Source organism: Aliivibrio fischeri, from assembly GCA_038993745.2.
GTDB classification, from domain to species: domain Bacteria; phylum Pseudomonadota; class Gammaproteobacteria; order Enterobacterales; family Vibrionaceae; genus Aliivibrio; species Aliivibrio fischeri_B.
In genome coordinates, this window is record CP160630.1 from 862,016 (window position 1) to 887,215 (window position 25,200).

The 25,200-nt window shown below is 37.6% G+C and carries 24 protein-coding genes and 3 pseudogenes; 8 read left to right on the forward strand and 19 right to left on the reverse strand.

Translation table 11 applies throughout. The features are described 5' to 3' along the window. Window positions 1-5: 5 nt before the first annotated feature. Window positions 6-1,157: an 8-amino-7-oxononanoate synthase gene (gene bioF, locus AAFX60_017990; GenBank protein XDF79067.1), complete on the reverse strand. Its 1,152-nt coding sequence runs from the start codon at window positions 1,155-1,157 to the stop codon at window positions 6-8. Continuing rightward, window positions 1,141-2,193, reverse strand: a complete 1,053-nt coding sequence (gene bioB, locus AAFX60_017995) for a biotin synthase BioB (protein XDF79068.1) — start codon at window positions 2,191-2,193, stop codon at window positions 1,141-1,143. The genes bioF and bioB overlap by 17 nt, the downstream gene beginning before the upstream one ends. Window positions 2,194-2,321: 128 nt before the next feature. Here bioB and bioA point away from each other — a divergent pair, with 128 nt between their 5' ends. Continuing rightward, entirely contained in the window at window positions 2,322-3,602 is a 1,281-nt protein-coding gene (gene bioA / locus AAFX60_018000; GenBank protein ID XDF79069.1) for an adenosylmethionine--8-amino-7-oxononanoate transaminase, read from the forward strand. 75 nt (window positions 3,603-3,677) lie between these two features. Here the strand turns inward: bioA and AAFX60_018005 are convergent, their stop codons facing one another. From AAFX60_018005 to tyrR, 3 genes are all read right to left on the reverse strand, one after another. Beyond that, entirely contained in the window at window positions 3,678-3,887 is a 210-nt protein-coding gene (locus AAFX60_018005) for a hypothetical protein (protein XDF79070.1), read from the reverse strand. Between the two features lie 143 nt (window positions 3,888-4,030). Continuing rightward, window positions 4,031-4,588 carry a ribosomal protein S5-alanine N-acetyltransferase gene (gene rimJ, locus AAFX60_018010; GenBank protein ID XDF79071.1) on the reverse strand — a complete coding sequence of 186 codons (558 nt, stop codon included), beginning with the start codon at window positions 4,586-4,588 and terminating at the stop codon, window positions 4,031-4,033. 11 nt (window positions 4,589-4,599) lie between these two features. After that, window positions 4,600-6,147 carry a transcriptional regulator TyrR gene (gene tyrR / locus AAFX60_018015; GenBank protein ID XDF79072.1) on the reverse strand — a complete coding sequence of 516 codons (1,548 nt, stop codon included), beginning with the start codon at window positions 6,145-6,147 and terminating at the stop codon, window positions 4,600-4,602. Between the two features lie 138 nt (window positions 6,148-6,285). On the opposite strand from tyrR, the gene AAFX60_018020 reads away from it, so the two are divergent. The 3 genes from AAFX60_018020 to AAFX60_018030 are packed head-to-tail and all read left to right on the forward strand — an operon-like array spanning window position 6,286 to window position 10,563. Beyond that, the gene (locus tag AAFX60_018020) at window positions 6,286-7,230 is read left to right on the forward strand and encodes a DUF523 and DUF1722 domain-containing protein (protein ID XDF79073.1); all 945 of its coding nucleotides are present in this window, start codon (window positions 6,286-6,288) and stop codon (window positions 7,228-7,230) included. Further along, window positions 7,220-8,659: a deoxyribodipyrimidine photo-lyase gene (phrB, locus tag AAFX60_018025; GenBank protein ID XDF79074.1), complete on the forward strand. Its 1,440-nt coding sequence runs from the start codon at window positions 7,220-7,222 to the stop codon at window positions 8,657-8,659. The genes AAFX60_018020 and phrB overlap by 11 nt, the downstream gene beginning before the upstream one ends. A gap of 50 nt (window positions 8,660-8,709) precedes the next feature. Beyond that, window positions 8,710-10,563, forward strand: a complete 1,854-nt coding sequence (locus AAFX60_018030) for an alkaline phosphatase family protein (protein XDF79075.1) — start codon at window positions 8,710-8,712, stop codon at window positions 10,561-10,563. 25 nt (window positions 10,564-10,588) lie between these two features. On the opposite strand, the gene AAFX60_018035 is transcribed toward AAFX60_018030, so the two are convergent. Next, window positions 10,589-10,726, reverse strand: a complete 138-nt coding sequence (locus tag AAFX60_018035; protein XDF79076.1) for a hypothetical protein — start codon at window positions 10,724-10,726, stop codon at window positions 10,589-10,591. Between the two features lie 192 nt (window positions 10,727-10,918). Here AAFX60_018035 and AAFX60_018040 point away from each other — a divergent pair. Beyond that, window positions 10,919-11,865, forward strand: a pseudogene (locus AAFX60_018040) (ChaN family lipoprotein). A 70-nt stretch (window positions 11,866-11,935) separates the two neighbouring features. Here the strand turns inward: AAFX60_018040 and AAFX60_018045 are convergent. The 9 genes from AAFX60_018045 to AAFX60_018085 form a co-directional block, all read right to left on the reverse strand. Further along, window positions 11,936-12,358: a DUF3833 domain-containing protein gene (locus tag AAFX60_018045; protein XDF79077.1), complete on the reverse strand. Its 423-nt coding sequence runs from the start codon at window positions 12,356-12,358 to the stop codon at window positions 11,936-11,938. Window positions 12,359-12,452: 94 nt separating this feature from the next. Further along, window positions 12,453-13,472, reverse strand: a complete 1,020-nt coding sequence (locus AAFX60_018050) for a DUF2878 family protein (protein ID XDF79078.1) — start codon at window positions 13,470-13,472, stop codon at window positions 12,453-12,455. An 85-nt stretch (window positions 13,473-13,557) separates the two neighbouring features. Continuing rightward, on the reverse strand, window positions 13,558-14,814 hold the full coding sequence (locus AAFX60_018055) for a cyclopropane-fatty-acyl-phospholipid synthase family protein (protein XDF79079.1): 1,257 nt from the start codon (window positions 14,812-14,814) through the stop codon (window positions 13,558-13,560). A gap of 8 nt (window positions 14,815-14,822) precedes the next feature. Then, the gene (locus tag AAFX60_018060) at window positions 14,823-15,575 is read right to left on the reverse strand and encodes a DUF1365 domain-containing protein (protein ID XDF79080.1); all 753 of its coding nucleotides are present in this window, start codon (window positions 15,573-15,575) and stop codon (window positions 14,823-14,825) included. Then, window positions 15,572-16,831 carry an FAD-dependent oxidoreductase gene (locus tag AAFX60_018065; protein XDF79081.1) on the reverse strand — a complete coding sequence of 420 codons (1,260 nt, stop codon included), beginning with the start codon at window positions 16,829-16,831 and terminating at the stop codon, window positions 15,572-15,574. Before AAFX60_018065 ends, AAFX60_018060 begins: the two co-directional genes overlap by 4 nt. After that, complete coding sequence (locus AAFX60_018070; GenBank protein XDF79082.1) at window positions 16,828-17,568, reverse strand: SDR family NAD(P)-dependent oxidoreductase; 741 nt, start codon at window positions 17,566-17,568, stop codon at window positions 16,828-16,830. The genes AAFX60_018065 and AAFX60_018070 overlap by 4 nt, the downstream gene beginning before the upstream one ends. Beyond that, the gene (locus AAFX60_018075; GenBank protein ID XDF79083.1) at window positions 17,565-18,005 is read right to left on the reverse strand and encodes a nuclear transport factor 2 family protein; all 441 of its coding nucleotides are present in this window, start codon (window positions 18,003-18,005) and stop codon (window positions 17,565-17,567) included. The genes AAFX60_018070 and AAFX60_018075 overlap by 4 nt, the downstream gene beginning before the upstream one ends. A 102-nt stretch (window positions 18,006-18,107) precedes the next feature. Further along, entirely contained in the window at window positions 18,108-18,791 is a 684-nt protein-coding gene (locus AAFX60_018080; protein XDF79084.1) for a ChrR family anti-sigma-E factor, read from the reverse strand. Further along, window positions 18,784-19,395 carry a sigma-70 family RNA polymerase sigma factor gene (locus AAFX60_018085; GenBank protein ID XDF79085.1) on the reverse strand — a complete coding sequence of 204 codons (612 nt, stop codon included), beginning with the start codon at window positions 19,393-19,395 and terminating at the stop codon, window positions 18,784-18,786. Before AAFX60_018085 ends, AAFX60_018080 begins: the two co-directional genes overlap by 8 nt. Before the next feature lie 221 nt (window positions 19,396-19,616). On the opposite strand from AAFX60_018085, the gene AAFX60_018090 reads away from it, so the two are divergent. Continuing rightward, a complete protein-coding gene (locus tag AAFX60_018090; protein ID XDF79086.1) occupies window positions 19,617-19,943 on the forward strand; it encodes a cytochrome c in 327 nt (108 codons plus the stop codon). On the opposite strand, the pseudogene AAFX60_018095 reads toward AAFX60_018090, so the two are convergent. From AAFX60_018095 to AAFX60_018105, 3 genes and pseudogenes are all read right to left on the reverse strand, one after another. Continuing rightward, window positions 19,910-21,141 (reverse strand): annotated as a pseudogene (locus AAFX60_018095) (cysteine desulfurase-like protein). The gene AAFX60_018090 and the pseudogene AAFX60_018095 sit on opposite strands and share 34 nt — an antisense overlap. Then, window positions 21,125-21,781 (reverse strand): 2OG-Fe dioxygenase family protein, encoded by a 657-nt coding sequence (locus tag AAFX60_018100; GenBank protein ID XDF79087.1) that lies wholly within the window; start codon window positions 21,779-21,781, stop codon window positions 21,125-21,127. The pseudogene AAFX60_018095 and the gene AAFX60_018100 overlap by 17 nt, the downstream one beginning before the upstream one ends. Window positions 21,782-22,010: 229 nt before the next feature. After that, window positions 22,011-23,212: pseudogene (locus AAFX60_018105) on the reverse strand (multidrug effflux MFS transporter). Window positions 23,213-23,290: 78 nt separating this feature from the next. Here AAFX60_018105 and AAFX60_018110 point away from each other — a divergent pair. Both AAFX60_018110 and AAFX60_018115 read left to right on the forward strand, forming a co-directional pair. Then, window positions 23,291-24,163, forward strand: a complete 873-nt coding sequence (locus AAFX60_018110) for a LysR family transcriptional regulator (GenBank protein ID XDF79088.1) — start codon at window positions 23,291-23,293, stop codon at window positions 24,161-24,163. A gap of 94 nt (window positions 24,164-24,257) precedes the next feature. Next, window positions 24,258-24,878: a LysE family translocator gene (locus AAFX60_018115; GenBank protein XDF79089.1), complete on the forward strand. Its 621-nt coding sequence runs from the start codon at window positions 24,258-24,260 to the stop codon at window positions 24,876-24,878. 32 nt (window positions 24,879-24,910) lie between these two features. Here AAFX60_018115 and AAFX60_018120 read toward each other — a convergent pair whose 3' ends face one another. Beyond that, a complete protein-coding gene (locus tag AAFX60_018120) occupies window positions 24,911-25,090 on the reverse strand; it encodes a hypothetical protein (protein XDF79090.1) in 180 nt (59 codons plus the stop codon). Window positions 25,091-25,200: the final 110 nt, after the last annotated feature.

A 25,200-nucleotide genomic window follows, 5' to 3' on the forward strand; every position in this document is an offset into this window, starting at 1 on the left:
ACACCTCATCCTAATTCGTTTATCGCTTGTGTCAGCGCTGAAATATCTGCTGATGAATGATTGGCACTTAAGGTCACTCTTATTCGAGCTGAACCGACTGGAACCGTTGGTGGACGAATTGCTGTTGTCCATAACCCTCGCTCTTTTAACAAATCAGCGAGTATCATCGCATCGGTTGCTTCACCTATGATAATAGGCTTAATTGGCGTTGGTGTTTTTTCTGCACCCACAAAATTCATTAATTCAGACTCAAATTGTTGATTTAATTCTTTGAGTTTGTCACGTCGCCATTCTTGTTGTTGGATCATCAATAAGGCATGAGATAACGCATGAGCTTGAGCAGGCGGCATTGCCGTAGAATAAACATGATGACGTGCAAATTGCGATAAATAATCACCACACTCTTGATTGCAAAGCACAGCCGCACCAGACAATCCGAACCCTTTTCCGAAAGTAACAATTAATATATCCGGCGTTATCGAATAAACATCACAACAGCCTTTACCATTACTACCTAACACTCCACACCCATGGGCATCATCCACCATTAGCCAAGCATCATTTTCCTTAGTGAGGGTTGCAATATCGGCTAATGGAGAAAGATCCCCATCCATACTAAATACGCCTTCCGTCACCACCAATGTTGGCTCATCTGATGAACGCTTTAACAAACTATTTAAGTGGTCAACATCATTGTGTTTAAAGCGTTTCATCACTGCGGGAGATAACATTCCCGCTTCCATTAGTGAGGCATGATTCAATTTATCTTGTAATAAGGTGTCACCCTTTTCTAATAATGAAAAGAGTACCGCTTGATTGGCACTAAAACCTGAATTAAACAAAATCGCACAATCAAAGCCAAGCCATTCTGCCAACTGAGATTCTAAATTGGCATGCGGCTTTGAGTAACCAGTGACTAATGGAGAGGCGCCACTGCCACTTCCGTATAAAGATAGTCCCTCTTGCCACGCTTCCATCAACTCTTTGCTACTCGCCAAGCCTAAATAATCATTTCCAGAAAAATTCAAATAGCTTTTTCCATCAACAACTAATGTGGCCTGATTTCCTTGCGACACCACTCGACGTGAGCGATTTAGCCCTGCTTGCTTACGTTGATTAAGCGCAGAGCGAATACGTTGATTAAACGCTTGCTTCATAGAACAAGTCATCTTTATTTGGACGAGCTGCAACACGTTCTGCCACTCTATCAAGCAATTCATGCTCTTGAATTTGATCAGGTTTTTGCGCTACTTGCTCACTGTTCACACCCAATTTTTTGAAAAGTTGCATGTCTGTGTCTTCATCTGGATTTGGCGTAGTTAGCAACTTACATCCATAAAAAACCGAATTGGCACCAGCCATAAAGCATAATGCTTGCATTTGCTCATTCATGCTTTCGCGTCCTGCAGAAAGACGTACAGCAGATTCAGGCATCATGATGCGAGCAACGGCGATCAAACGAATGAAATCAAATGGATCAACGTCTTCAGCGTCTTCTAATGGGGTTCCTTTTACTTTTACCAACATATTCACAGGAACAGATTCTGGATGTTGAGGTAGATTCGCTAATTCAACAAATAGACCAGCACGATCACTTGCACTTTCCCCCATACCAATGATGCCACCAGAACAAATTTTCATCCCAGCATCACGAACGTGAGATAGCGTATCTAAACGATCTTGATAAGTTCGAGTGGTAATAATATTGCCGTAAAATTCAGGAGAAGTATCGAGGTTATGGTTATAGTAATCTAAGCCTGCTTCGGATAATTCACCGGCTTGCTCGGCGGTGATCATGCCTAGCGTCATACATGTCTCAAGGCCCATTTCTTTCACGCCTTTAATCATGTCCAATAGATATGGCATATCACGTTCTTTTGGGTTCTTCCAAGCAGCCCCCATACAAAAACGAGTCGAACCTGAATTTTTTGCTTTTTTCGCAGCGTCTAAAACACTCTCCACTTCCATTAAACGTTCACGATCAACATCAGTGCGGTAGTGAGCACTCTGCGGGCAATACTTACAGTCTTCAGGACAGGCTCCTGTTTTAATTGAAAGTAGTGTGCTCACCTGTACATGATTAGCTTGTTGATATTTTCTATGTACTAATTGAGCCTCAAAGATCAAATCCATAAACGGTTTATCCATCAAGGTTTGTACTTCAGCTACGGTCCAGTTATGTCTCACTTCCACGTGTAAATTCCTTTATTATTTTATGGCTCAACAACCATGTAATGACTGTTTTTATACTTGGCTAGTCTACGGTTAAACGATACACTGTCAACCTAAAGAAAAGAATAAAGTTTACAATTGGTGAATAAATGAGCATTAACGTCGATTTGGATTTTGACCGTCAACACATCTGGCACCCATATACTTCAACATTAAACCCACTGGCTTGCTATCCTGTCACTCATGCAAAAGGGGTTAATATTTATCTAGAAAATGGGACCAAACTTGTTGATGGCATGTCGTCATGGTGGTCTACCATACATGGATACTGCCACCCTCACCTGAATCAAGCATTAAAAGATCAAACCGACAAAATGGCACACGTGATGTTCGGAGGCATTACTCATCAACCTGCTGTTGAACTTTGTAAGAAACTGGTCGAACTCAGTCCATCTCGATTAGAACAAGTATTTTTAGCCGATTCAGGTTCAGTAGCCGTTGAAGTCAGTTTAAAAATGGCACTTCAATATTGGCACGCGAAAGATCAGCCTAGATCTAAATTCTTAACCGTGCGTCATGGTTATCACGGTGATACCTTCGCTGCCATGTCAGTAACCGATCCTGACAATTCCATGCATGGACTTTATAAAGGCTTTTTACCTGAGCATCTGTTTGTTGAATCACCAAGCAGTAAGTTCGGTGGAGTGTGGAACCCTGATGATATCCTTCCGTTAGAAGCCATGTTAGCAGAGCGACACAATGACATTGCAGCAATGATCCTTGAACCCATTGTTCAGGGCGCTGGCGGGATGCGCTTATACCATCCCCAATATCTGAAAGAAGTACGCCGCTTGTGTGATAAATATGGCTTACTTTTGATTTTAGATGAGATAGCAACAGGTTTCGGCCGAACAGGAAAGTTATTTGCTTGCGAGCATGCCGAGATTGAACCCGATATTATGTGTATTGGTAAAGCACTCACTGGGGGCTACATGACGCTTTCAGCAACACTCACCAGTAAAGTGGTTGCAGACACGGTATGCAGTGGTGATGCGGGATGTTTTATGCATGGTCCTACATTTATGGGCAACCCACTTGCTTGTGCCGTTGCCAATGCCAGCCTAGAACTAATCCAACAAAATCATTGGCAAACTCAAACCAAACAGATAGAAACCTGCTTTTCTGAATTATTACCTCAACTTAAAAAACATAACGTTGTAGCAGATGTTAGATGGCTAGGCGCTATTGGTGTAGTAGAGCTAACCACGCCCGTTGATATGGAGAAAATTCAAGCACATTTTGTTGAACAAGGGGTTTGGATAAGGCCATTTGGGAAACTCATTTATATGATGCCTCCATTCATTTCTCAACCTGAGCACATTACTAAGCTTGTTAACTCTATTGATAGTGCCCTAGAAACTCTGTTCTAATAATAAAAAAACCGATGCCTTTACAATAAAGGTATCGGTTTTTTAGACGCACAAATTCAACGTCGATATTTGCCGTTATTTAACTTTAGGCTCATTAGTAAAATCATCTTCTACTAACTTATAAATAATAAAGATAGCGAGCTCGAGTAATGCAGTAAGAATCAAGCTCATGATCACGTAGCGTTCAGCAAAAACACCAATACCGTGTAAGATTGTTGATTGAATAACAAACGCGCCAACTACGCCTAAAATCAACAGCTGTAAAAATTTAATAAACTTCAGCATTTAAATTCCTTCTTTATCATTATCTTAAATAATTGAAATCAACCTTTATAGAGTACACCAAAATAGTGATGACATAATGATTAATTTCAATAAGATGCTTTATCTTGTCCTTTAGAAGCGACTTTTCTTACTTTTATGACGTATTACTCTGGCTTCCAATCATCATTAATTTTAGACGTTAAGATGTGATCTTCCCATGCACCATTAATATATAAGTACTTTTTCGCTTCACCTTCTTTAACAAAACCAAGTGCAGCAAGTACTTTTGCGCTCTTTTCGTTACGTGGAATATAAGCGGCCATGATTCGATGTAAATTTTGAGCTTTAAACATCCAATCAATAGTGACATTCACCGCTCGTCTCATGATCCCTTTTCCTTGATACTCTGAATCCAAAGAATAGCCAACATGCCCAGCATGAAAAGGAAAACGAGTGATATTACTGTAACTCACCGTCCCTATTATCTTATGCTCGTTTTTATCAACCACCACAAAATAAAAGGCCAAGTTATGTTTATGCAATTCCACAAGCTGCAATAAACGCTGCTTCCAGCCTTCAGGTGTAAAAAAAGCGTGGCTTCGTTTAGGCTCCCACGGAGCAAGATGATGACGATTACGCATAAAATAGTTGGCAATCGTCACTGCGTCACTGCTTTTTATTAAACGAACTTGGTAATGCTCAAACTCAAAACTTACATCCATGTCGTTTCTCTCTATTTTTTACCAATTCCATAATCACGCAATTTATTTGCAATTGCAGTATGTGATACACCTAAACGCTTGGCTAACTTACGACTCGATGGAAATTCATTATATAAACTAGATAAAATACTCGACTCATAAGATTTCATGATTTCATCCAGTGAACCATCAGTATTAATATTAAGACTTCTTGGCGCATTTTTATCAACAATTGGAAGCATAAAATGAGAGGTAGATAGTTGATTTCTATCCATTTGCGTTAATGCTTTTAATGTTGTGCTTCTAAGCTGGCGTACATTACCCGGCCATGTGTAACTGGCTAAATAATCGTATACTTCTTCGTCTATGCTTGGCTTAACAATTCCTAGCTCTTTACTTAGTTGCGCTACAAAAAAATCAAACAAGGTTGCCACATCAGAAATACGATCACGCAATGGCGGTATCTCTAAAAACAGCACGTTTAGACGGTAATACAAATCTTCACGGAATAAGCCTTGCTCTACCAACTCAAGTAGCTCTTTTTTACTTGCACCGATAATACCGACATCAACATGGATCTCTTTTTCTTCACCTACTCGACGGAAATTACCATCTTGAATAAAGCGTAAAAGTTTAATTTGAAGTAGCGGACTCATCTCACTGATTTCATCAAAGAAAACCGTACCACCATCAGCTTGTTCAATGATGCCTTTCTTACCTTCTGGCATATTAGGGAACGCACCTGGTGCATAACCGAACAACTCTGTTTCAGCCACATCATCAGGCATCGCTGCACAGTTCACCACCATAAAAGCCTTACCTGAACGGATAGATGCATTATGACATGCGCGAGCCAACATCTCTTTACCCGTTCCTGTCTCACCTTGGATCAATAATGATTGATCAATGTCAGACAGTTTTTTAGCTTGAGAAATAAGTTGTTTATATTTAGTTGATGAACCGACAAAGTGCTCAAAACCTAAATTTGATGATTCAGGTATAAATGGGCGTGCGTTTTGCGCCTCGATAGCGGGTTTGATAATGACAACTGCACTGGTCAAAATTGAGGTGTTACTGTCATCTGTAATGTAAACTGGCATGATCTCCATGATGTAGTTCATGCCATCAATCAACATAGGTTCACGTTGTCGAATACGAGATTCTTCTAACCATAATTGAACATTAAAATCTGGCAATAAAACCGTTGCTGATTGGCCAATAAGCGACGTTTTATCCAATTTAAAAAGTGACACTACCGCATCATTAATTGTATCTATCTTGCCTTTTAAATTGATAGAGAAAACAGGGTCTGGCAAGGTACTTAATACGGCTAATAGTTCAGTATTTCGACGTTCACTTGGTAAAAATTGAATTTTTCTGACATCCATCACACCATCAAGTCGACGAATTTTCGCCATTAATTGACTAAACTCATCGAAATCGATTTCTGGGAAGTTAAGATAGATTAAGCCTGACTTATCAATTTCAATGTCACGTAAATCAATATGTTGAGAAGCTAAAATATCTAATAACTCGCGAGTAAGACCTAAGCGATCCTTGCATTGCACTTCAAGACGCACAAAAATTCCTCAATAATAAGGGTGTCAAAATATGTTTACACCAGTTTGCGTGAGAGAAAAAAAAGAGTCAAGAAAGAAGTGATCTAAAAACTGTTTTAATTCGTTATACTTTTTAGTACATGGATGGGGGAAATTATCATGACTATTAATGTTGGCATCAGTTCTTGTGTTATCGGAGAAAGTGTTCGTTTTGATGGCGGGCACAAGAGCAATAAATTCGCATCAAAAGTATTATCACCATATTTTAATTACATACCAATCTGCCCAGAAGTAGGAAGCGGTATGTCTGTACCACGACCAACCATCAGATTAATGACAAACGATGAACGCATCGCCTTAGTTGATTCTAAGGATTCAAGTATTGATTACACGGATTCCATGCTTGAATTCTCAAATAAAACCGTTGATGCCCTGATGGATGCAGATCTATGTGGTTACATTGTCTGTGCCAATTCACCAAGTTGTGGCATGGAACGCGTTAAAGTTTACAGTAAGAACAATGCCACTAAAAATGGCGTTGGCTTGTATACCGGAACGCTAATGAAAAAAATGCCGTGGTTACCTGTTGAAGAAGACGGTCGATTAAATGATCCCGTTTTAAAAGAAAACTTCATTACACGTGTTTTTTGCTTACACGATTTATATCAGTCTATGGATGGACAACCTACCGCAGGAAAAATTGTCGCTTTCCATTCTCGTTATAAATACACATTAATGTCCCACTCTACTGTCGGCTATAAAAACCTTGGTAAATTGGTGGCTCGTGTTGCTGAATACGATATTCACGAATTTTTCAATCTATACCGAACTCAGTTAATGCAGACTATGAGTATTCGAGCTACCCGTAAAAATAACACCAACGTATTAATGCACTTACAAGGTTATTTCAAGAAAGATTTAGATTCACCTCAGAAGCAGGCTTTAGCTGAGCTCATTCAAGAGTATAATCAAGGTTTATTGCCTTTGTTGTCTCCTATCACTTTGATTAAACACCATTTAAGTATGCACAATAATGATTACTTAAAACAACAATCTTTCTTAAACCCTTACCCACAAGAGCTAAGATTACGCTATGGATTATAAACACAACTTACAATGTGTTTGGTTCCGACACGATTTGCGAACCATTGATAACCCAGCATTACAGGCTGCTATTGAGAATCAGCAGCCTACTTTTGCTCTATTTATTTATTCTGAATCTCAATGGAAAAAACACAATAAAGCGCCGATTCAAATCGATTTAATCAAAAGGCGGTTAGTGGAATTAAAAAATGAATTAGAGCAACTCAATATTCCATTAATCATTATTTCTAGCCCTTTATTTTCAGAGATACCAGCGAAGATAACTGCGCTATTTAGTGAACTCAGTGTTAATGCATTATTTGCAAACAAAGAATACGAGCATGATGAACGACTTCGTGATACTCAAGTATACGAATCATTACTCAATACAAACTGCTATTTTTTCGACGCCAAATGCATACTACCCGTTGGTACTATCATTAACCGAACTCAACAGCCTTATAAAGTATTCACGCCATTTAAAAAAGCGTGGAAAGCCTCGTTTTATCAACAACAGCCACACATTACCAAAACCGGGAGATCCGTTCTGTGTGACCCCAAATTGATTAAAAAGCTATTCCTAAATAATGATGACTCTTTTGCTTTTTCATCTTCAAATGAAAGTGGAAGTTGGCCGGTTTCGACAAAAGCAATTATTGATATATTACGTCAATTTTGCCGTCAAAAAGTAAGCCAATACCATAACAATCGAGATTATCTCGAGATACAAGGCACAAGTCAGTTATCCCCTTATTTGGCCATCGGCGCTATATCAGCAAAGCAATGTGCGTTGCGTTTGCACCTAGAAGCGAATTATGAATTAAATCAAGGAGAGGACATTTGGCTTGATGAGTTAATATGGCGTGAATTTTATACGCACCTACTTCATTTTTATCCTAATTTATCAAAAAATCAGGCATTTCTTTCTTATGATAAATACATTGAGTGGGATAACAACCTAGACAATTTTGAACGCTGGTGTAAAGGTGAAACAGGCTTCCCGATTGTTGATGCAGCAATGAAACAGTTAAATACCACAGGTTGGATGCATAACCGATTACGCATGATCACCGCCAGTTTTCTAGTTAAAGATTTACACATTGATTGGCGTTGGGGCGAACAATACTTTATGTCAAAGTTAATTGATGGTGATTTTGCATCGAACAATGGTGGTTGGCAATGGTGTGCGTCTGTTGGATGTGACAGTTCTCCTTACTTTCGTATCTTTAACCCAATAACTCAGGGAAAAAAATTTGATGCGGATTGCATCTTTATTAAACATTGGCTTCCTGAATTAAAAGCGCTGAGCAACAAGGAAATTCACCATCCTAATCCTGCACCGTTATTGAAATCGGGTAACTATCCTGATCAAATTGTTGATCACGCTCAGCAAAGAATCAAAGTTGTCGAGGTTTATAAGCAAGCAAAACAACTGGATATTGCAAGTTAACCACGCTTGAGTATGATTAATACATCTATTACTAAGAGATGTATTAATCGATGCCTTTACCTTTTGTTCTTGCAGGTCCTATTGTTCGAAAATCCTCAGAAAGTGAAATTAATTTGTGGATTTCAACATCTCAACAATTAACAGGGAAAGTACTCATTACTGTTAAAGGGCATCAGCAATGCTTCGATATAACCCCATCGCAAGGCATCCAATTAGGAACCAACGCATGGGTTTATCTTTTACATTGCCAAGCTACATTCCCTGCAAACGAAGCTATCTCTTACGATATTGATACTCAATATGGATTGCTCTCAAAACTATTACCTCATGCTCTGTATGATAATGAATCTTCATTTACACTCATCATCAAAAATACAGCCGACTACGTGTTACATGGCTCGTGCCGCAACCCACACTATGCAAGTAAAGACAGTTTAGTTATTGCTAATCAGCAGCATCAAGCGCAGCAACCAGAAGAAAGAGCAAGCCTATTGATGATGAGTGGTGACCAAATCTATGCCGATGATGTGGCAGGACCAATGCTTTACGCTATCCAGCAAGTGATACCTAAACTGGGTTTATTTGAAGAAACCTTGCCCCACTCTGAAATACAAAATTGCTCAGAGCTCTTTGTGCACCCTCATAATTTGTATCATAGAGATAAAATCCTACCTCATTACGTAGAGAAGAATAATTTTTTATCTCGCTGCAATTTGTATCGCTCTCGTCCAATATTCAGTTCGACTAAGCATGAAAATCATTTAATAAGTATCTCTGAGTTCTTTGTTATGTACTTATTAGTATGGTCTCCAACGCTTTGGGAAACGATTTCTTTACCAGAAAAACACCCTAATTTAGAGGGTAAATGGCAAAAGATGTGGCAACAAGAGAAACAACAAATTGATCTTTTTGTCGATGGACTAACTGATGCGCAGCAATTATTTGCGCACATACCGACTTATATGATTTTTGATGACCATGATGTTACTGATGATTGGAATCTAACCATTGGTTGGGAGAATGCCGTAAACGGCCACCCACTTGCATCTCAAGTCATTGGTAATGGATTAATTAGCTACTTTCTCTGTCAGGGTTGGGGAAATAACCCAGAGCAGTTTGATGCTGAGTTTTTAGATGCATTTAGAGATCTTTTTTCTCAATATAACAATGAACAACATCAAAAATTAATTTGGACTCTAACTCGCTTTGAACAATGGCATTACTCAATTCATACTACTCCGAAAGTTGTGGTTCTAGATACTCGTACTCGTCGTTGGCGATCAGAATCAAATACCAATAAGCCTTCTGGATTAATGGATTGGGAGGCTTTACTCGATTTACAACACGAGTTAATTGATCAAGAGTCGATCATTATTGTGTCAGCGGCACCCATTTTTGGGGTTAAATTTATTGAAGCATTACAAAAAACCATGACATTGCTAGGTCAACCTTTGGTTATTGATGCTGAAAACTGGATGGCACACCCAGGCTCTGCAAATACCTTGCTGAGTATTTTAACTCACCCTAAAACACCCCAAAACTTTGTTATTCTATCTGGCGATGTGCACTACTCATTTGCCTACGATATTAATGTACGTCACAGCAAATCAAGCCCTGATATTTACCAAATTACGTGCAGTGGATTCAAAAATGAATTCCCTAATGCTCTCTTACGTTTTTGTGATTTTATGGACCGTATTCTTTATAGTCCGCACTCACCTTTAAACTGGTTTACAAAACGAAAAAATCTATTGGTGTCAAAGCGAGATCCATCAACATCAAATCAGCATAAGTTGATTAATCAAAGTGCGATTGGAGAGTTAAAGTTAGATGATAAAGGCAAGCCAACACAGATATCCATTCTGACTGCAGAAGGAAAATCTATCTCGTTCTTGCCTAAATAAACGCTAGAAAACTAGCTTGGGGAAATTAATCGTTGAGTGTTGCGTCTAAGTCGCACTCAACTTCCATTGAATTATGGAAATACAGACCGGCTTCAATTGCATCTAGCCATTCTAATTCCATCTCTTCACGATATTTTATTTTATCGAGATAATTATTACTCATCTATCATTTCCTTATTTGAGTATATGAGTGTTCTGATTATACAAACCTGCTATGACATTACTGTGACAGAGTTAAAACTACCATTCTGTAAATTTTAAATTCATCACACACATTGAGAATGATTCTTATTTATATTGATAATCATTTCCATTTAACCTAAGCTATAGGTTTGTTATCTAATGAATTCTTATTATGAAATCCACACCACTACTGTCACTTATTTCATTACTGCTTTTGTCAGGATGTAGTCAAAACATTCACCAAAAGGCTGACGTTGAACCTTCTGTAGAGAGCTTTTACGATTACCAACTGCTTTCACCTAGTAGTGACGTCATTACGCTTACCTCTCTACCTGATGAAATACGCAATGCTGATGTTGTTTTAATTGGTGAATGGCACACACATGCCGGTGTTCATCGTTTCCAAACGGATTTATTTAAACAATTAGCACAGGAAAACCCAAATTTAGCGTTATCAATGGAACAATTTACCCGTGATAAACAAGACATTCTCACTCAATATCTCTCAGGGGAAATTGGTGAACAGACCTTAATGAAAGAAGCGAACGCTTGGCCAAATTATGAAAGTGATTACCGTCCGTTAGTTGAATTAGCCAAATTTTATCAACGTGATGTTATTGCATCAAACGCGCCAAAACCGATTGTAAAATGTATCGGTCAGCAAGGTATTGGTTATCTCGACAAACTCAATGACACCGAGCGTACATGGCTTGCCGCTAACATAGATACAGCTGATTCTGCATATAAAACGAAATTCTTTAATTCAATGCACCATGGAGATGAATCTCAAACCAAAAAACAGTATGCCGCTCAAATAACATGGGACGCAACTATGGCTGAAAGCATTGTTAACTACATCGGTCAGCACCCAAATTCACAAGTCGTGCATATTGCTGGTAAATTCCATATTGAAAACGGATTAGGGACCGCAGCGCAGATTCTAAAACTTAATCCAAACCTGAACGTGGTTGTGGTGACACCAACTGAAGCGATAAGCCCAGAGAGTAAAGATTATCAATTAAAGGTATTAACACCGCCTAAGCGTTTCGTTAAAAAAGAGAACATGATGAACGCTTATAAAGATCTAAAAACCGTAACAAAGATCTGGTGTGTAAATAATAATAAAAAAAACCACCTACCTTTGACGGGGGAGTAAAAAGGTAAGTGGTTTTGGTATTTTTTAAGTGCGCTATTTTCGGATAACAAGTATGACTTCCCCGACTTGTATTCCCCATTTATAAATGGCAGTTTGATTGATCACCACAGACTCTGATATTTGATAAATCCAATCATCAAATTCAACTTCATACTGTGAATCATCCACCTCCAATACCATGGCATATTTCCAATGTAGCGCATTACCTGCACTCTCTCCGGTGGCTTGTTCAAGAATGTCATTGGCTTTTCCTGTATAGGTTTGGTTACCTAAATCTTGAATAACCCAAGTGCGATTTTGTTTTTCGCCATCGTTAAATAAAAACTGTTCATCTAACGTTAATGTGTTTTCTTTCCAACTGGCTTGCAAATCAACCGTGAATGTTCTTACTACTTTGCCATCAAATCCTTTTACTATTCCCTCTGCTTTTAAGTCACCTTGAAAAAACGCTTTCATTGAAAATGACGGGTTACTTCAGCGTAATCACTAACCTCTTGAGATGAACACCCCATTAAAACGAAACTGAGCAGCACAAAAATAAGCTTTTTCATTACTCGGCTCCTATCAGTTCTAATCGCAGGTCGGGATACGTTGTTTTTTCTGACACCCAAATATCCAAGAACAGCTGTGAGAAATCGGAATTTGCGATGCTTCCTATGGGTTTATTGTTTAAAAAGAATTCGTTGGTTCCGTTTTCATCAATAGTAAATACAAGTTTATCTTCTGGTTTCACATCAGGAAAAACGTTCTCTAATTGCTCTAACCAACTATTTAAGTCTGGATGGTTGATGGCTTGTTTTTGCCATTGCTCTTTTGTCGCTTTTATTAAGTTTTCTTTGGATATATTACGGTAATACTCGATTTCTAAGGCCTGTGGGTATTCACCATAAGTAAATTGACCTGATGAAGTAAAAAGTTGTGCCTGATAAACTGAAATGAGATACCAAGTTAATTCCGATTTACCGCTACTTTCTAACCCAGATAATGGCGCGGATTGAACACTACTTGTTATTAACAACCCCGCTAGAATGAGCATGTTGATTTGCTTCGCCATGTGAACTCCCCTTTCCTGTATTCTTTGATTTATTCGTTTCTGAATAATAATAAATACGGGTAAATTGACAGCCCAGATCACCGCAACAGCAAATAAAGTGATATTTAATGAATAGACAAACTCAACGCCGCCAAGTCGTTGTCCTGCGAGATAGTTTAAAGGCCCCGCAATGGCACCAAATAAAGAGATAGCGACGATATGAAAACGGCTTAACCACTTCAAACTGTGATTTAAAGCAATAGAGAAGTGAGCCCAAATCATAATTAACCAAATAGGAATAATGACGTTATTGGCAAAAGCAAAGATATCGATTAACGATAAGAAGGAATCACTAATAACACCAATAATACCAATAACCGTGATCATCATGGCATCTTGTTTTCGACTTGGTGATACCCACAAATGGATCAATACAGAAAGTAATAAAAAAGGAATGGCTTGCTGCTTGTAAATGATGGCAGCAAGCCAGGCAAGCTGAAACCACACGGCATTAATCAGAGGGAAATAACGTTGCATGGCAGCCTCCTAAACAATAATTTGCAAACATCAATCTATAAAAATCACTTGCAAAAAACTTTACTAACAATCTATATCAATGGACTTAAACAACACCATGTTGTGGTTTTGCGGCAACAAGGTGAACAGTACTGATTTTTCTTTCAAGAAATCCACCCTCGCAATAACATAAATAGAATTTCCAAAGACGAATAAAGTCATCACCATATCCCATATCTTTTAACTCACCGGCAGATTTATCAAAACGTTGATACCAATGATTCAATGTTTTGGCGTAATCCAACCCAATATCATGCAATGAAGTGATCACCATATCCGTGTTCTCAGCCACTTTATTTGCCATGACACTCACTGAAGGTAAACACCCACCAGGGAAAATGTATCGCTGAATAAAATCAACACTCTTACGGTATTTGTCATAGCGTTGGTCAGAGATGGTAATTGCTTGAATAAGCATCTTTCCTTCCGGCTTTAAATGCTGGCTACACACATCAAAGAAAGTGCTTAAATATTCGTGTCCTACTGCTTCTATCATTTCAATCGACACTAACTTGTCGTATTGACCTTCTAACGTACGGTAATCTTGTTTTAACAAGGTAATTGAATCTTCCAAACCCAACTGTTTCACTCGCTGCTCGGCATACTCGTATTGAGCGTCTGATATGGTTGTGGTTGTGACTTTTACACCATAATTCTGTGCAGCATAAATGGCTAATGCTCCCCAGCCTGTTCCGATCTCAAGAAGGGTTTCACCGGGTTTTAGCTCCAAACGCTCACAAATGGTTTGTAATTTAAATAACTGAGCCTCTTCCAAATTGGCTTCTTGATGTGGATAAATGGCACTTGAATACAGCATTTCTTTATCAAGGAATGTTTTATACATTTCATTCCCTAAATCATAATGAGCCAGTATGTTTTTCTTTGAACCATGCTCGGTATTCTTATTGCGTTTATGGTTTAACAAGTCGAAAAATTGAATAATTTTACTAAAACTGTTTTCAACTCTATCTAACACGCCCTGCTCACGACCTAACACTTGAATCACTTTGGTTAAGTTCGGACTTGTCCACCATCCAGCAACATAAGCTTCGCTGGCACCGATACCACCACCGAATAAAATTTTTCGATACGCTTGCGTATTATGAATCTCCACAACGGCTTCTAACGTTGCATCTGGATTTCCTAAAGTGACTTGGCCAATTTGATCGTAAATGGTTAAAGATGCTTGAGACATTTTACCTAAATAGTCAATTAACACCTTTCTTGCCAGACCATCAATCCAACTTACAGGTTCTACTTGTTGATTTTCTATCGAAACAGAATTGATTTGATTATTAGACATGGTTCCCCCTACTTTTCTGGATGAGGCACAAACGGTATTCGTTTTAAGCATAATTTCAGTGCCTGCCAGTAAATTCCATATACTATCTTTACGGTCATCATCGGAATTGAGATCACTTGTTGTTTAATATTTTTTGAATTAAATGGCTTTCTTGTCATCGAAATGGTCGCATCAAAGATTTTTTCTTGGTTTTTATCCAGACCACGATTTTCTAAATGCAATGAGAGGTGTTTATTGGGGGCTTTAACGAACCAATGATATTTCATCTCTAAGTTTAAAAATGGCGAGACATGAAAAGCTTTATCAATGATTTTATCGGAATCCATTTCGATTAAATAATAATGGGTTTGATTCCATGGCGTATTACTCACTTCCGCTAACAAATAAGTCAATTGGTCATTTTTGTCGTAACAATAATACAAATTAATTGGACTAAAATAGACGCCAAAACAGCGTACTTGGCCAACAAATAAAACTCGTGTTTGAAGTGATAAACCACCAAGCTCTTCCACTTTATCCCACACCGCTTGTTTTAACGGTTGCTCTGCCTTACCAAGATAATCTGAACGGCGAAATGACAACGGTGAAAAGCGATTTTTCCTAAACCACCCAACGGACTCTGTTTGCTCTAACTCATCAAGATCTAAAGCAATAAAAAACATTTCATAGCTAAAACTGTGCTCACGAGTTTGAAAACGGCGATGTCTAACATCACCGTGATAAATACAGGAATGGATCAAATCTGCTTGATGCACACTCATAAACTTATCCCAAAGCGTTGGCACACATCTAACGCACTTCTTACTCCATCTTCATGGAATCCGTTGTACCAATAAGCACCAGCAAAGTGTGTATGATTATGTCCACACACTTCTTCTCTACGTTGCTGAGCTTCTAATGTATCTAAATTAAATACTGGATGATCGTATTTATACATTCCTAATATTTTGTCTTTATGAATAAGCGGTGAATTATTCAACGTCACGCAAAAGGTGGTTTCTTTGGTTTCTAGACCTTGAAGAATATTCATATTATAGGTCACGCTAGAAGGACGATTTTTGTCGGTCACATCCAAATGATAATTCCATGCTGCCCATGCTCGCTTTTGCATAGGTAACAAGCTTTCATCCGTATGCAGCACCACTTCATTCTCTTGATAAGTCAGTTTAGACAGAACTTCTTTTTCTTGCTCTGAAATATCCGTTAGCATCGCTAGCGATTGGTCACTATGACAAGCTAAAATCACCTCATCAAATTCATGCTCATGCTGATTATCAATGGTTAATGTCACTCCATTATCATGACGAACCACACCAGTAACTGGACTGTTAAGATGGATATTATCTTTAAATGACTCAATCAAAGGGGCGATATAAGAATACGAACCATTAGGAATAACATACCATTGTGGACGATTTGCTATGTCCAATAACCCATGATTATGGAAAAAACGAACAAAGAAATGCAACGGGAAGCTTTTCATATCTTGCAGGCTAGATGACCAAATTGCGGCTCCCATCGGTAAGATATAATGCTCAGCAAAATAGGTACTGTAACCATCTTCGTGCAGCATATCACCCAAGGTACAGTCAGCATCAATATGCTCTTTATGCCATAAAGCTTTACATTGTTTATTAAAACGTAGAATTTCGCTAATCAATGAGAGAAATTTAGTATTAAAAATATTTGAACGTTGAGCAAATAACGTATTTAAATTATGTCCATTATATTCCAAACCTGAGATCACGTTTTTTACACTAAAACTCATTTCTGTTTCTTGCCCAGATAAGCCAAGTTGAGTTAACAGCTCAATAAAATTTGGATAAGTTCTATTATTAAAAACGATAAATCCAGTATCAATATCCCACTCTTTTCCTTCTGCTTTTACTGTTTTTGTTGCAGTATGCCCACCAATGTAATCATTGGCTTCAAATACAGTAACTTGATGCTCTCGACTTAATAAATGTGCACAAACTAAGCCCGAAATACCTGTTCCAACTACGGCAATTTTTTTCATTTTCGTTTCATCCTTAAAGCCATCCATTGCCAAATACACGAAGGAAGTGCCCCCATCAAGATGAGAAAACGAGTAAAAGGAAATGGAAAATGAATGTGTTGTTTATTGTTATTAATTCCATTAATAATGTGATCTGCGGCTTTATCCGGCTCTATCAACATTGGCATGGGGAAATCATTTTTATCTGTTAATGGTGTTTTTACAAAACCAGGGGCGATAACACTGATGGTTAATCTTTCTTTTGGTATATCCAATTGCAGTGATTGCGCTAAATAATGAATAGCAGCCTTACTTGCTCCGTAAGCTTCAGCACGTTGAAAGGGAACAAAAGCAGCACTTGATCCCATTAATGCAAGATGACCTTTTTGTTTCATTTTAGGAAGTAACGCTTGCAAGCAATAACCTATAGATATCACATTAGTATTGATAACTCGCTCAAATAGCTCAGCGTCAAATCCCATTGCATCATCAATGTATTCACAGGTGCCAGCATTAAGAATCGCAATATCTAAAGACTCAACCTCGGTAAGTACATCTATAATTGCATCATGGTGATTCATATCAAATACAATTTTAACTAACTTATCACTCTTCTCTGCATCAATAAGCGACGATGATTTTAGGTACGCTTGGAAATTACGACCACACGCATATACTTTGTCACCTGCTTGTAGGTATTTTTCAACTAAAGAAAGTCCAATTCCGGAAGTGGCTCCTGTGATTAATACATTTCTCATGCTTGCACCCTCTTTTTAATGAACTTAACCATAGGGCCAATAAGAGGCAAATGCTCGTAAACCATTTGTCCCATATCAAGAAAATCTCTGTGATAAAAAACTTTATCATTGAATTTAATATGAGAGACACCTTCAACACTGATGCTTTTACCTTTACCTATTTTTGGATGTTTATAATTCATTGTCCAAAAAAGCGTCGCTTCACCTTGTGTTAAATTAATATCTTCAATTACATGATGGATGGTAAATTTACATTCAATAAGATTCGTGTACAGATGCGTGAAGTAGTCGGTTAGTTCATCAATTCCATTAATTTCGTGAACAGCATCAATGAACTGAACATCATAAGAATAGATTTCTGAGAGATGATGCAGTGTATGTTTGTTTAGCCCGCCGTATAAAGCGATAAATTTTTGAATAAAGCCAGAATGATCCATATCTGTACTTCCTTTTATCTTAGTCATACACCTATATACGCTTAGTGAAATATAAAAGATCACATCCTGTGATCTTTTATATTCATTATTTAAGTATGGTTGCTAATACAATAAATTTCCAATTGGATTGAATAACTTACTTAACCCTTGTTTAAAGTATAGTGGTGCATTTTGAACCGTGTAACACAAGCAACCTTCTGACGTTTTAGGGCTGTGACTATTTGATGCGTCTAGCCAAATAAAATCCCCTTTTTGATAATGACCGGATTCATCTTCAAAGCTGCCATCGAGTAATAGGGTTAACTCAAATCCTTTGTGAGTATGATGAGGAATTTCACCACCGGGCTTAATATGAAGCAAGTTAGAACGAGTGTCTTGTTCCTCATTTAAACGAGTTCGACTCACTGCACCTAAATGGTTCCATTTTAAGTTGTCGTATCGATGTAAAATGTAAGGAAGCTGGTATTCTTTATCATCAATAAATAATGTGTATACAGGCTCTGGGGCTAAATGAGTAGGCTCTATTTCTAATGCCATGATATTAGCTAGCATGGAGTCGAAACCATCACTGTCACTTGCTTTCTCATTGGCTTCTTTTTCTTCTTTACTGGCTGTTGAATCCCATGTTTTGCTCGCAAGACGATTGGTAATAGCATCAAGTTTCTTTTGACACTGTGAACATAATTCACAGTGTAACGAAATAGCCACCGCTAATGATTCGGGTAAATCACCATTTGCATGAGAACTCAAAAGCTCATCTTTGGGATGGTAAGTGATCTTATTCATGCTCATACTCCTGACGCAATTTAGTTAACGCTAAGCGTAATCGAGATTTTATCGTTCCTATTGGCTCTGCAAGCTGTTCAGATAACTCTTGCTGAGTTAGCCCTTGCACATATAGTCCTTCAATAACAATTCGTTGAGGTAATGGCAATAGCATAAGTGCTTTTTCAAGGTTCTTATTCTCGAGGAAATCGACCGAATTGGTTTCAACTTGTTTGTCGTATAGTGGCCACAAATCCTCACTAATTGTATCTTCTTTATTAGTTTGAATTTTTCTTAACATATCGAAACTATGGTTACGCATAATAGTAAAAATCCAACCTGAGGCATTGCCTTTGCTACGGTTGAATAATGTGGCTTTTCGCCAAACTAACGTCATAGTTTCTTGAACTAAGTCCATTGCTAGACTTTGATCATTAAATCGTTTTAAACCATACATTTTGATCTTAGGAGCAAACCACTTAAAAAGCTCAGCGAATGCAACTTTATCTTGCGTCTCACCGACTTTTCTTAACCAAGAATCTATTTGAACCGAACTGTCTTTGTCACTGTTCGGTCTATCTGCAATGCTCACTCGAGTGACAACCTCTACCTGTTGAATATGCATATTGACTCCCTCTATTTTCTATCTATTACGAGAGAGAGAATAAAAAAGATCACTATAAAATATAAAACATCTTATTTTGAGCATAGTTGAATGATCACAAAATCAGAAAAAACTGAAAAAGTAATAATATAAATAAGTTAGCAAGTTAAATGTACTTACAATTAATCAGTTGAATTATAGTCAAATTAAATAATAATGAATTTTTTTAACCGTGATTTTCTATGAAAAAATTCATTCTGCTTCTTCTAATTTCATTTTCTGCATCTGTATACAGCTATGAATATGGTGATCCAGTAAAAGGAAAAGTAAAAGCGCCTAGTTGTATTTTCTGCCATGGTGAAACAGGTAAGGCAAGCAATAGTGCGTACCCTAATTTGGATATGCAAAATGAAATGTATCTATATTTATCGATGAAATCCTATCAAAACGATGAAAGGAAAGGCCCTCTAGCACAAATGATGAAGGCCCAATTACAACGATTAAATGATCAAGACTTAAGAGACATTGCCGCTTTCTATGCAAATGCATCTAAAAGCAAAAATAAATAATCAATTTCTTCTATGGTGTTGTAATGCATAAAACCAATGCGGACAACACCTCCTCGCTCATAAAAACCTAGCTGTTTAATTAAACCAATCGCATAAAAATGTCCGCTCCACACACACACATTATATTCAGCTAATACTTTTGCTATCTCTTCAGGCTTTATGCCATCAATACGAAGTGCAAATGTCGGGGTACGCTCAAACAATTTGTTCTTATCATTAATGCCATATAAATGTATCCACGGACGTACCGCAAGTTTATTTAAAAAATGCTGTGTTAATTCATCTTCATGTATTTGGTATTGATCAAAGCTCTTTTTCAACCTATCCCTTAAAGAAAGAGACTTTCTTCCCCATTGAGCCAGATATTCAACAGCACTGGTTAAACCGGCTAAAGCTTCAAAACTTTGAGTACCAGTCTCAAAACGACCAGGTCCAACATTTGTCGCAGGCTCAACTTTATAGGGGGATAATGCATACATCCATTTTGGTGAAACATAAGCAATGCCTACATGAGGCCCAAAAAATTTATATGCCGAACAGGCTAAAAAGTCACACCCAAGCGCTTGCACATCGATAAGATGATGAGGGGCATAATGAACAGCATCCACATAAACCATAGCGTTCACATTATGTGCTGCTTCAACAATTGATTTCACATCAACAATTGAACCTGTGGTATTAGAAGCATAAGTGGTTGCGACTAATTTCGTTTTTTCTGTTAACAATGAATAAAAGTGTTCCATATCCAAAGTACAGTCATCTTCTTTAATTCTTACTTGATGAACAATCACCCCTTTATCTTCTGCAGCTTGCTGCCAACTTGATACGTTTGAATAGTGATCAAGTGCCGTGACAATAATCTCATCCCCTCTTTTCCACTCTCGGCTAATGGCACGACTCAGCTGAAAAGTAAGTGAGGTCATGTTAGGGCCAAATATGATGTTTTCTTCGCTCTTCGCATTGAGCAATGCCGCACATGAAAGTCGAGCTTGATTTAATACATTATTTGTATTTTTACTGAAAAAAAAGTGTCCGCCCAAATTTGAATTGGAAAAACCAAGATAGCGAGACATGGAATCAATCACACTTTGAGGTACTTGTGAGCCACCCGGTCCATCAAAAAAATAACGGGTTTATTGTCTACCTCTTGCGTTAAAGAAAGAAACTGTGTTCTAACGTTATTAGGAGTGAAATTCATCAACATTATCCTTAGCGGTTAAAACAAAAACGTCCATATGCCCTTCTTTCTGCTGATCAATTAAACGGATTGGTTTACCGTTGTGCCAAAGTTTTCTATCGTCAACAAGGGCCACATCACCATCGGCTAAGATCTTCTTAAAGAATGGGGTTTCATCAGAATTTTCATAAACCAATAACTCTCCACCGTCTATATTGGAGCGATCAATACCAATAATGGCAATGTGGTCGAAACCATCTTGGTGCACACCTTCTGGCGCTATTTCAGTTTCATCATATATCGCAGCAATGCGCATTTGATGAATTTCAATTTCTTGTCCATTTGGAAGATCATTTAAATCCATAAAGATCTGGCACATTTCTAACATACCGTCACTATGTAAAATACCTGACTCTATGGCTTCAAACTCACGAAGAACATCACCTTGAAAATGATTTATATCTTCGCTTTGAACAAAATTATGCTTATTAGTTTCGATGATTTTTTCATTAACAATGCGGATAACTGAATACCGTCGTAAACGATAATTACCATCTGCATGGGTTGTTTTAGGAAGACCAGAAAAGGAAGGTGCAAGTTGATGAACAGCATCATGACTCAAATGAGTAAGCTGTAATGACATTTCGTGTGAGTGATACATAATGCCTCCTGCATAATATATTTAACAATTAAGTTACACTTTATTATTTACGCAGAAATTCTGATAAATCAAACTAAACAGTTATTTCATTCACTCAAATATACAAAATCAATATATAAATTCAGCATTGACAATTTATTTAGTTATTAACTCCAAGAATAAATAACCTAAAGATGAAATAACAACATCCTTCACTAAATTAACGCTAAGGTTATGATTTAAAAGACATTTATTTTGGCTGTGCCTGCTTATTCCACAATAAGACCAATAGCATACTTATGGTTATCACTAAATAAAATATGCCTAAATTTACTTGGTCCGTTACCCAGTTTTTTACTAAATAGCCACCTAAAAGACCGGAAAGACACATTTGAACTGAGCCTGACAACGCGGAAATAGTTCCTACTTTATGTGTATGGGGTGCAAGTAATAAATTGATCGATAATGGAAAGCTGATCCCTTGTGCTATTGCAAGTAAAGTAAACGCAAAAACCAGTGAAAAAATGGACGTTGAAGCGAAAAGTAACCATAAACCTGAGATAGTCATAATCACTAACGCTAAGCTCATTAATTGATTTATCGAGCATCGTTTATTTAAGCTATTAAGCAAAAAACTTCCCATCATAAGTCCAGCAGATGGAATAATCATGGTTTGACCATATTCTGCAGCAGTTAGTCCAAATCCATCTTGTAGTAAAAATGGTAAAAGAGACACGGAAACCAAACTTGCAAGATAACTCACCCAATTTAATCCTGCACTAGAGATAATTTGAGGATTTTTAATCAACGCAGTGTAATCTCGTAATGTCTGAGTAATACTGAACTTTTGAGGGGCGTAAGGTAACGTCTCAGGCAATATGAAGTAACCAATAATCAATATACATATTAGATATATCAGTACAAACCCAAAACCCACTGCCAACTAAAGTGCCATGCAATCCATCCTCCAATAACAGGTGCAAGAATAGGTAAAATAGATGCAGTAATCGATATGTAAGACATAGCTTTAGTTAGGTGGTAACCACTATAACTATCTCGTAAAACACTCCGCCCTAATACAGATGCACTACCAGCACCCAACCCTTGTAATAAGCGACCTAAGACTAATGCCGTAAAATTATCGGTCATTGTGAAGCAAAGCAAGGTGCCAACTAAATACACACCCTGGCCCAATATAAAAATAGGACGTCTTCCTAACGCATCAGATAATGGGCCATAAAATAGCTGTGAGCCACCAAACCCGACCAAAAATAAAGTCACAAGTAACTGAACATCAGCTGAAGATATACCCAGTTCTTGGCTAATAAGTGGCAAAGAAGGCAAATAGATACTTACACCAACTTGCCCCGTAGCAATGATCATCATAGCTAAAAGCAAAGGTGTTTTATTTAATCGGCTTAGCGACAATGTATCTGTATTATTCGTATTCATAATGTTAGTTTACATTGACCCTATATAAATGATAATAGACTATATAGGAATCACATTAATTCCTAACAGGACCGAATTATGGATTGGATTGAGAGTGTAAAAAGCTATATTAAAGTCGTTGAAGAAGGCAGTTTTAATGCAGCAGCCTACCAACTAAATACTTCAGGTTCAGCAATTAGTAAACGTATTAATTGGCTTGAAGAGCGTGTTGGAGTTCAACTCTTAACACGAACCACACGTTCTGTTCATCAAACAGAAGCTGGTCTACTTTTTTATCAACGTGCAAGGTTACAGTTAGATCAATGGCAACATTTAGTTGATGAAACACGGGCTATAAACCAAACTCCAGCAGGCCTATTAAAAATCGGCGCAACGCTTGCAGTTGGATCCAAATTTATCATTAAATATCTTGATGAATTCTTAGCCACTTATCCAAAAATCAAAGTTCAACTAATTACGACTCTTCCAGGGCAAGTTCCTGAGCATAATGTCGATGTTTTTATCAGCCGTGAGTTAGAGCAACTCAATACGTTTAGCTACAAAGCCACGCATTTATTTGAGCATCACTCTGGTTTTTTCGCTTCTAAAGATTATCTCGATAAATATGGGACACCAAATAACATTAATGAACTGAAAGCACACAATATGCTCATTTGGGGTGAACGACCAATTAAAGAAATTAAGTTAGCAAACAATAAAAGAGTTACGTTACGTGGTAACTTTGCAACTACCAACCCTGAAGCATTATTCCATGCAGCAAAGCGAGGTATGGGGATATTATTAACCAGCCAGCAAATGGTTATAGATGATCTTCAATCTGGTGCATTAGTTCCTATTCTTCCAGAGATCACCACCGACCATACCAGAGTGAATGCTTATTACCCTACTTTGGATTATGAACATACGAGAACTCAATTATTCATTAAATATCTAAAAACTAAATTAAGTTGAACTTACATCACATTATTAACCAAAAGGATGTATTGCATTAGATTATAAATTCCGTACTCTGTGCCTTTACCTTTGTTGATTAAGTTGTAAGTAAATGAATACGGCAATTCTTTGGGCGTTCATTCCCACTTTCTTTTTTGTATCTGTAACTCCAGGTATGTGTATGACCTTAGCACTAAGCCTTGGAATGAGTATTGGATATAAACGTACACTTTGGATGATGATTGGAGAACTGATTGGTGTCGCACTTGTTGCTGTATCTGCCGTATTAGGCGTTGCTGCAATTATGCTGAATTATCCGTGGTTATTTACAATTTTTAAAGCCATTGGAGCGAGTTATCTAGCTTATATAGGTATACAAATGTGGCGCTCTAAGGGAAAACTCGCTATGTCAGGTGAGCAAACCGAAGTCGTGAAAGGTAAAGATTGGGATTTAGTTGTTCAGGGGTTTGTTACAGCGATTGCAAATCCGAAAGGTTGGGCATTTATGATATCTTTATTACCACCGTTTATTGATGGCAATCATGCAATTGCACCACAATTACTAGCTTTGGTCTCAATTATCTTGATGTGTGAATTTCTGTGTATGACACTTTATGCGGTTGGCGGGAAAGGGTTAAAACGTGTTCTTGGACAATCAAATAACGTCAAAATCATGAATAGAATTGCCGGTAGCTTGATGATTGGTGTTTCAGTATGGTTATTCATGAGCTAAGTTTGATTTACACTCAATAATACAAATCGATGCTAGTTCTTCATCACTAGAGCTAGCATATCCAACTCTTCATCAGTAAGAATTGCATTATCTACTCGTTCACTATCTGCTGTTTTTTCTTTCAGTTTTTGACTTACCATTGACTGAAGATTGCGCAGTTGTTGTATACTTAAACTGTTCAATTCAATTTTTACGCTTTCTTGATGATTCATAAATATTCCCATTCATTTTTCATTAATCATTGACAATATTAATAGTAGTTTCCTTTTCCCTACACATTGTCAGACAAATGTAAAAGATAAAAGTTGCAAAAATAAGTTAA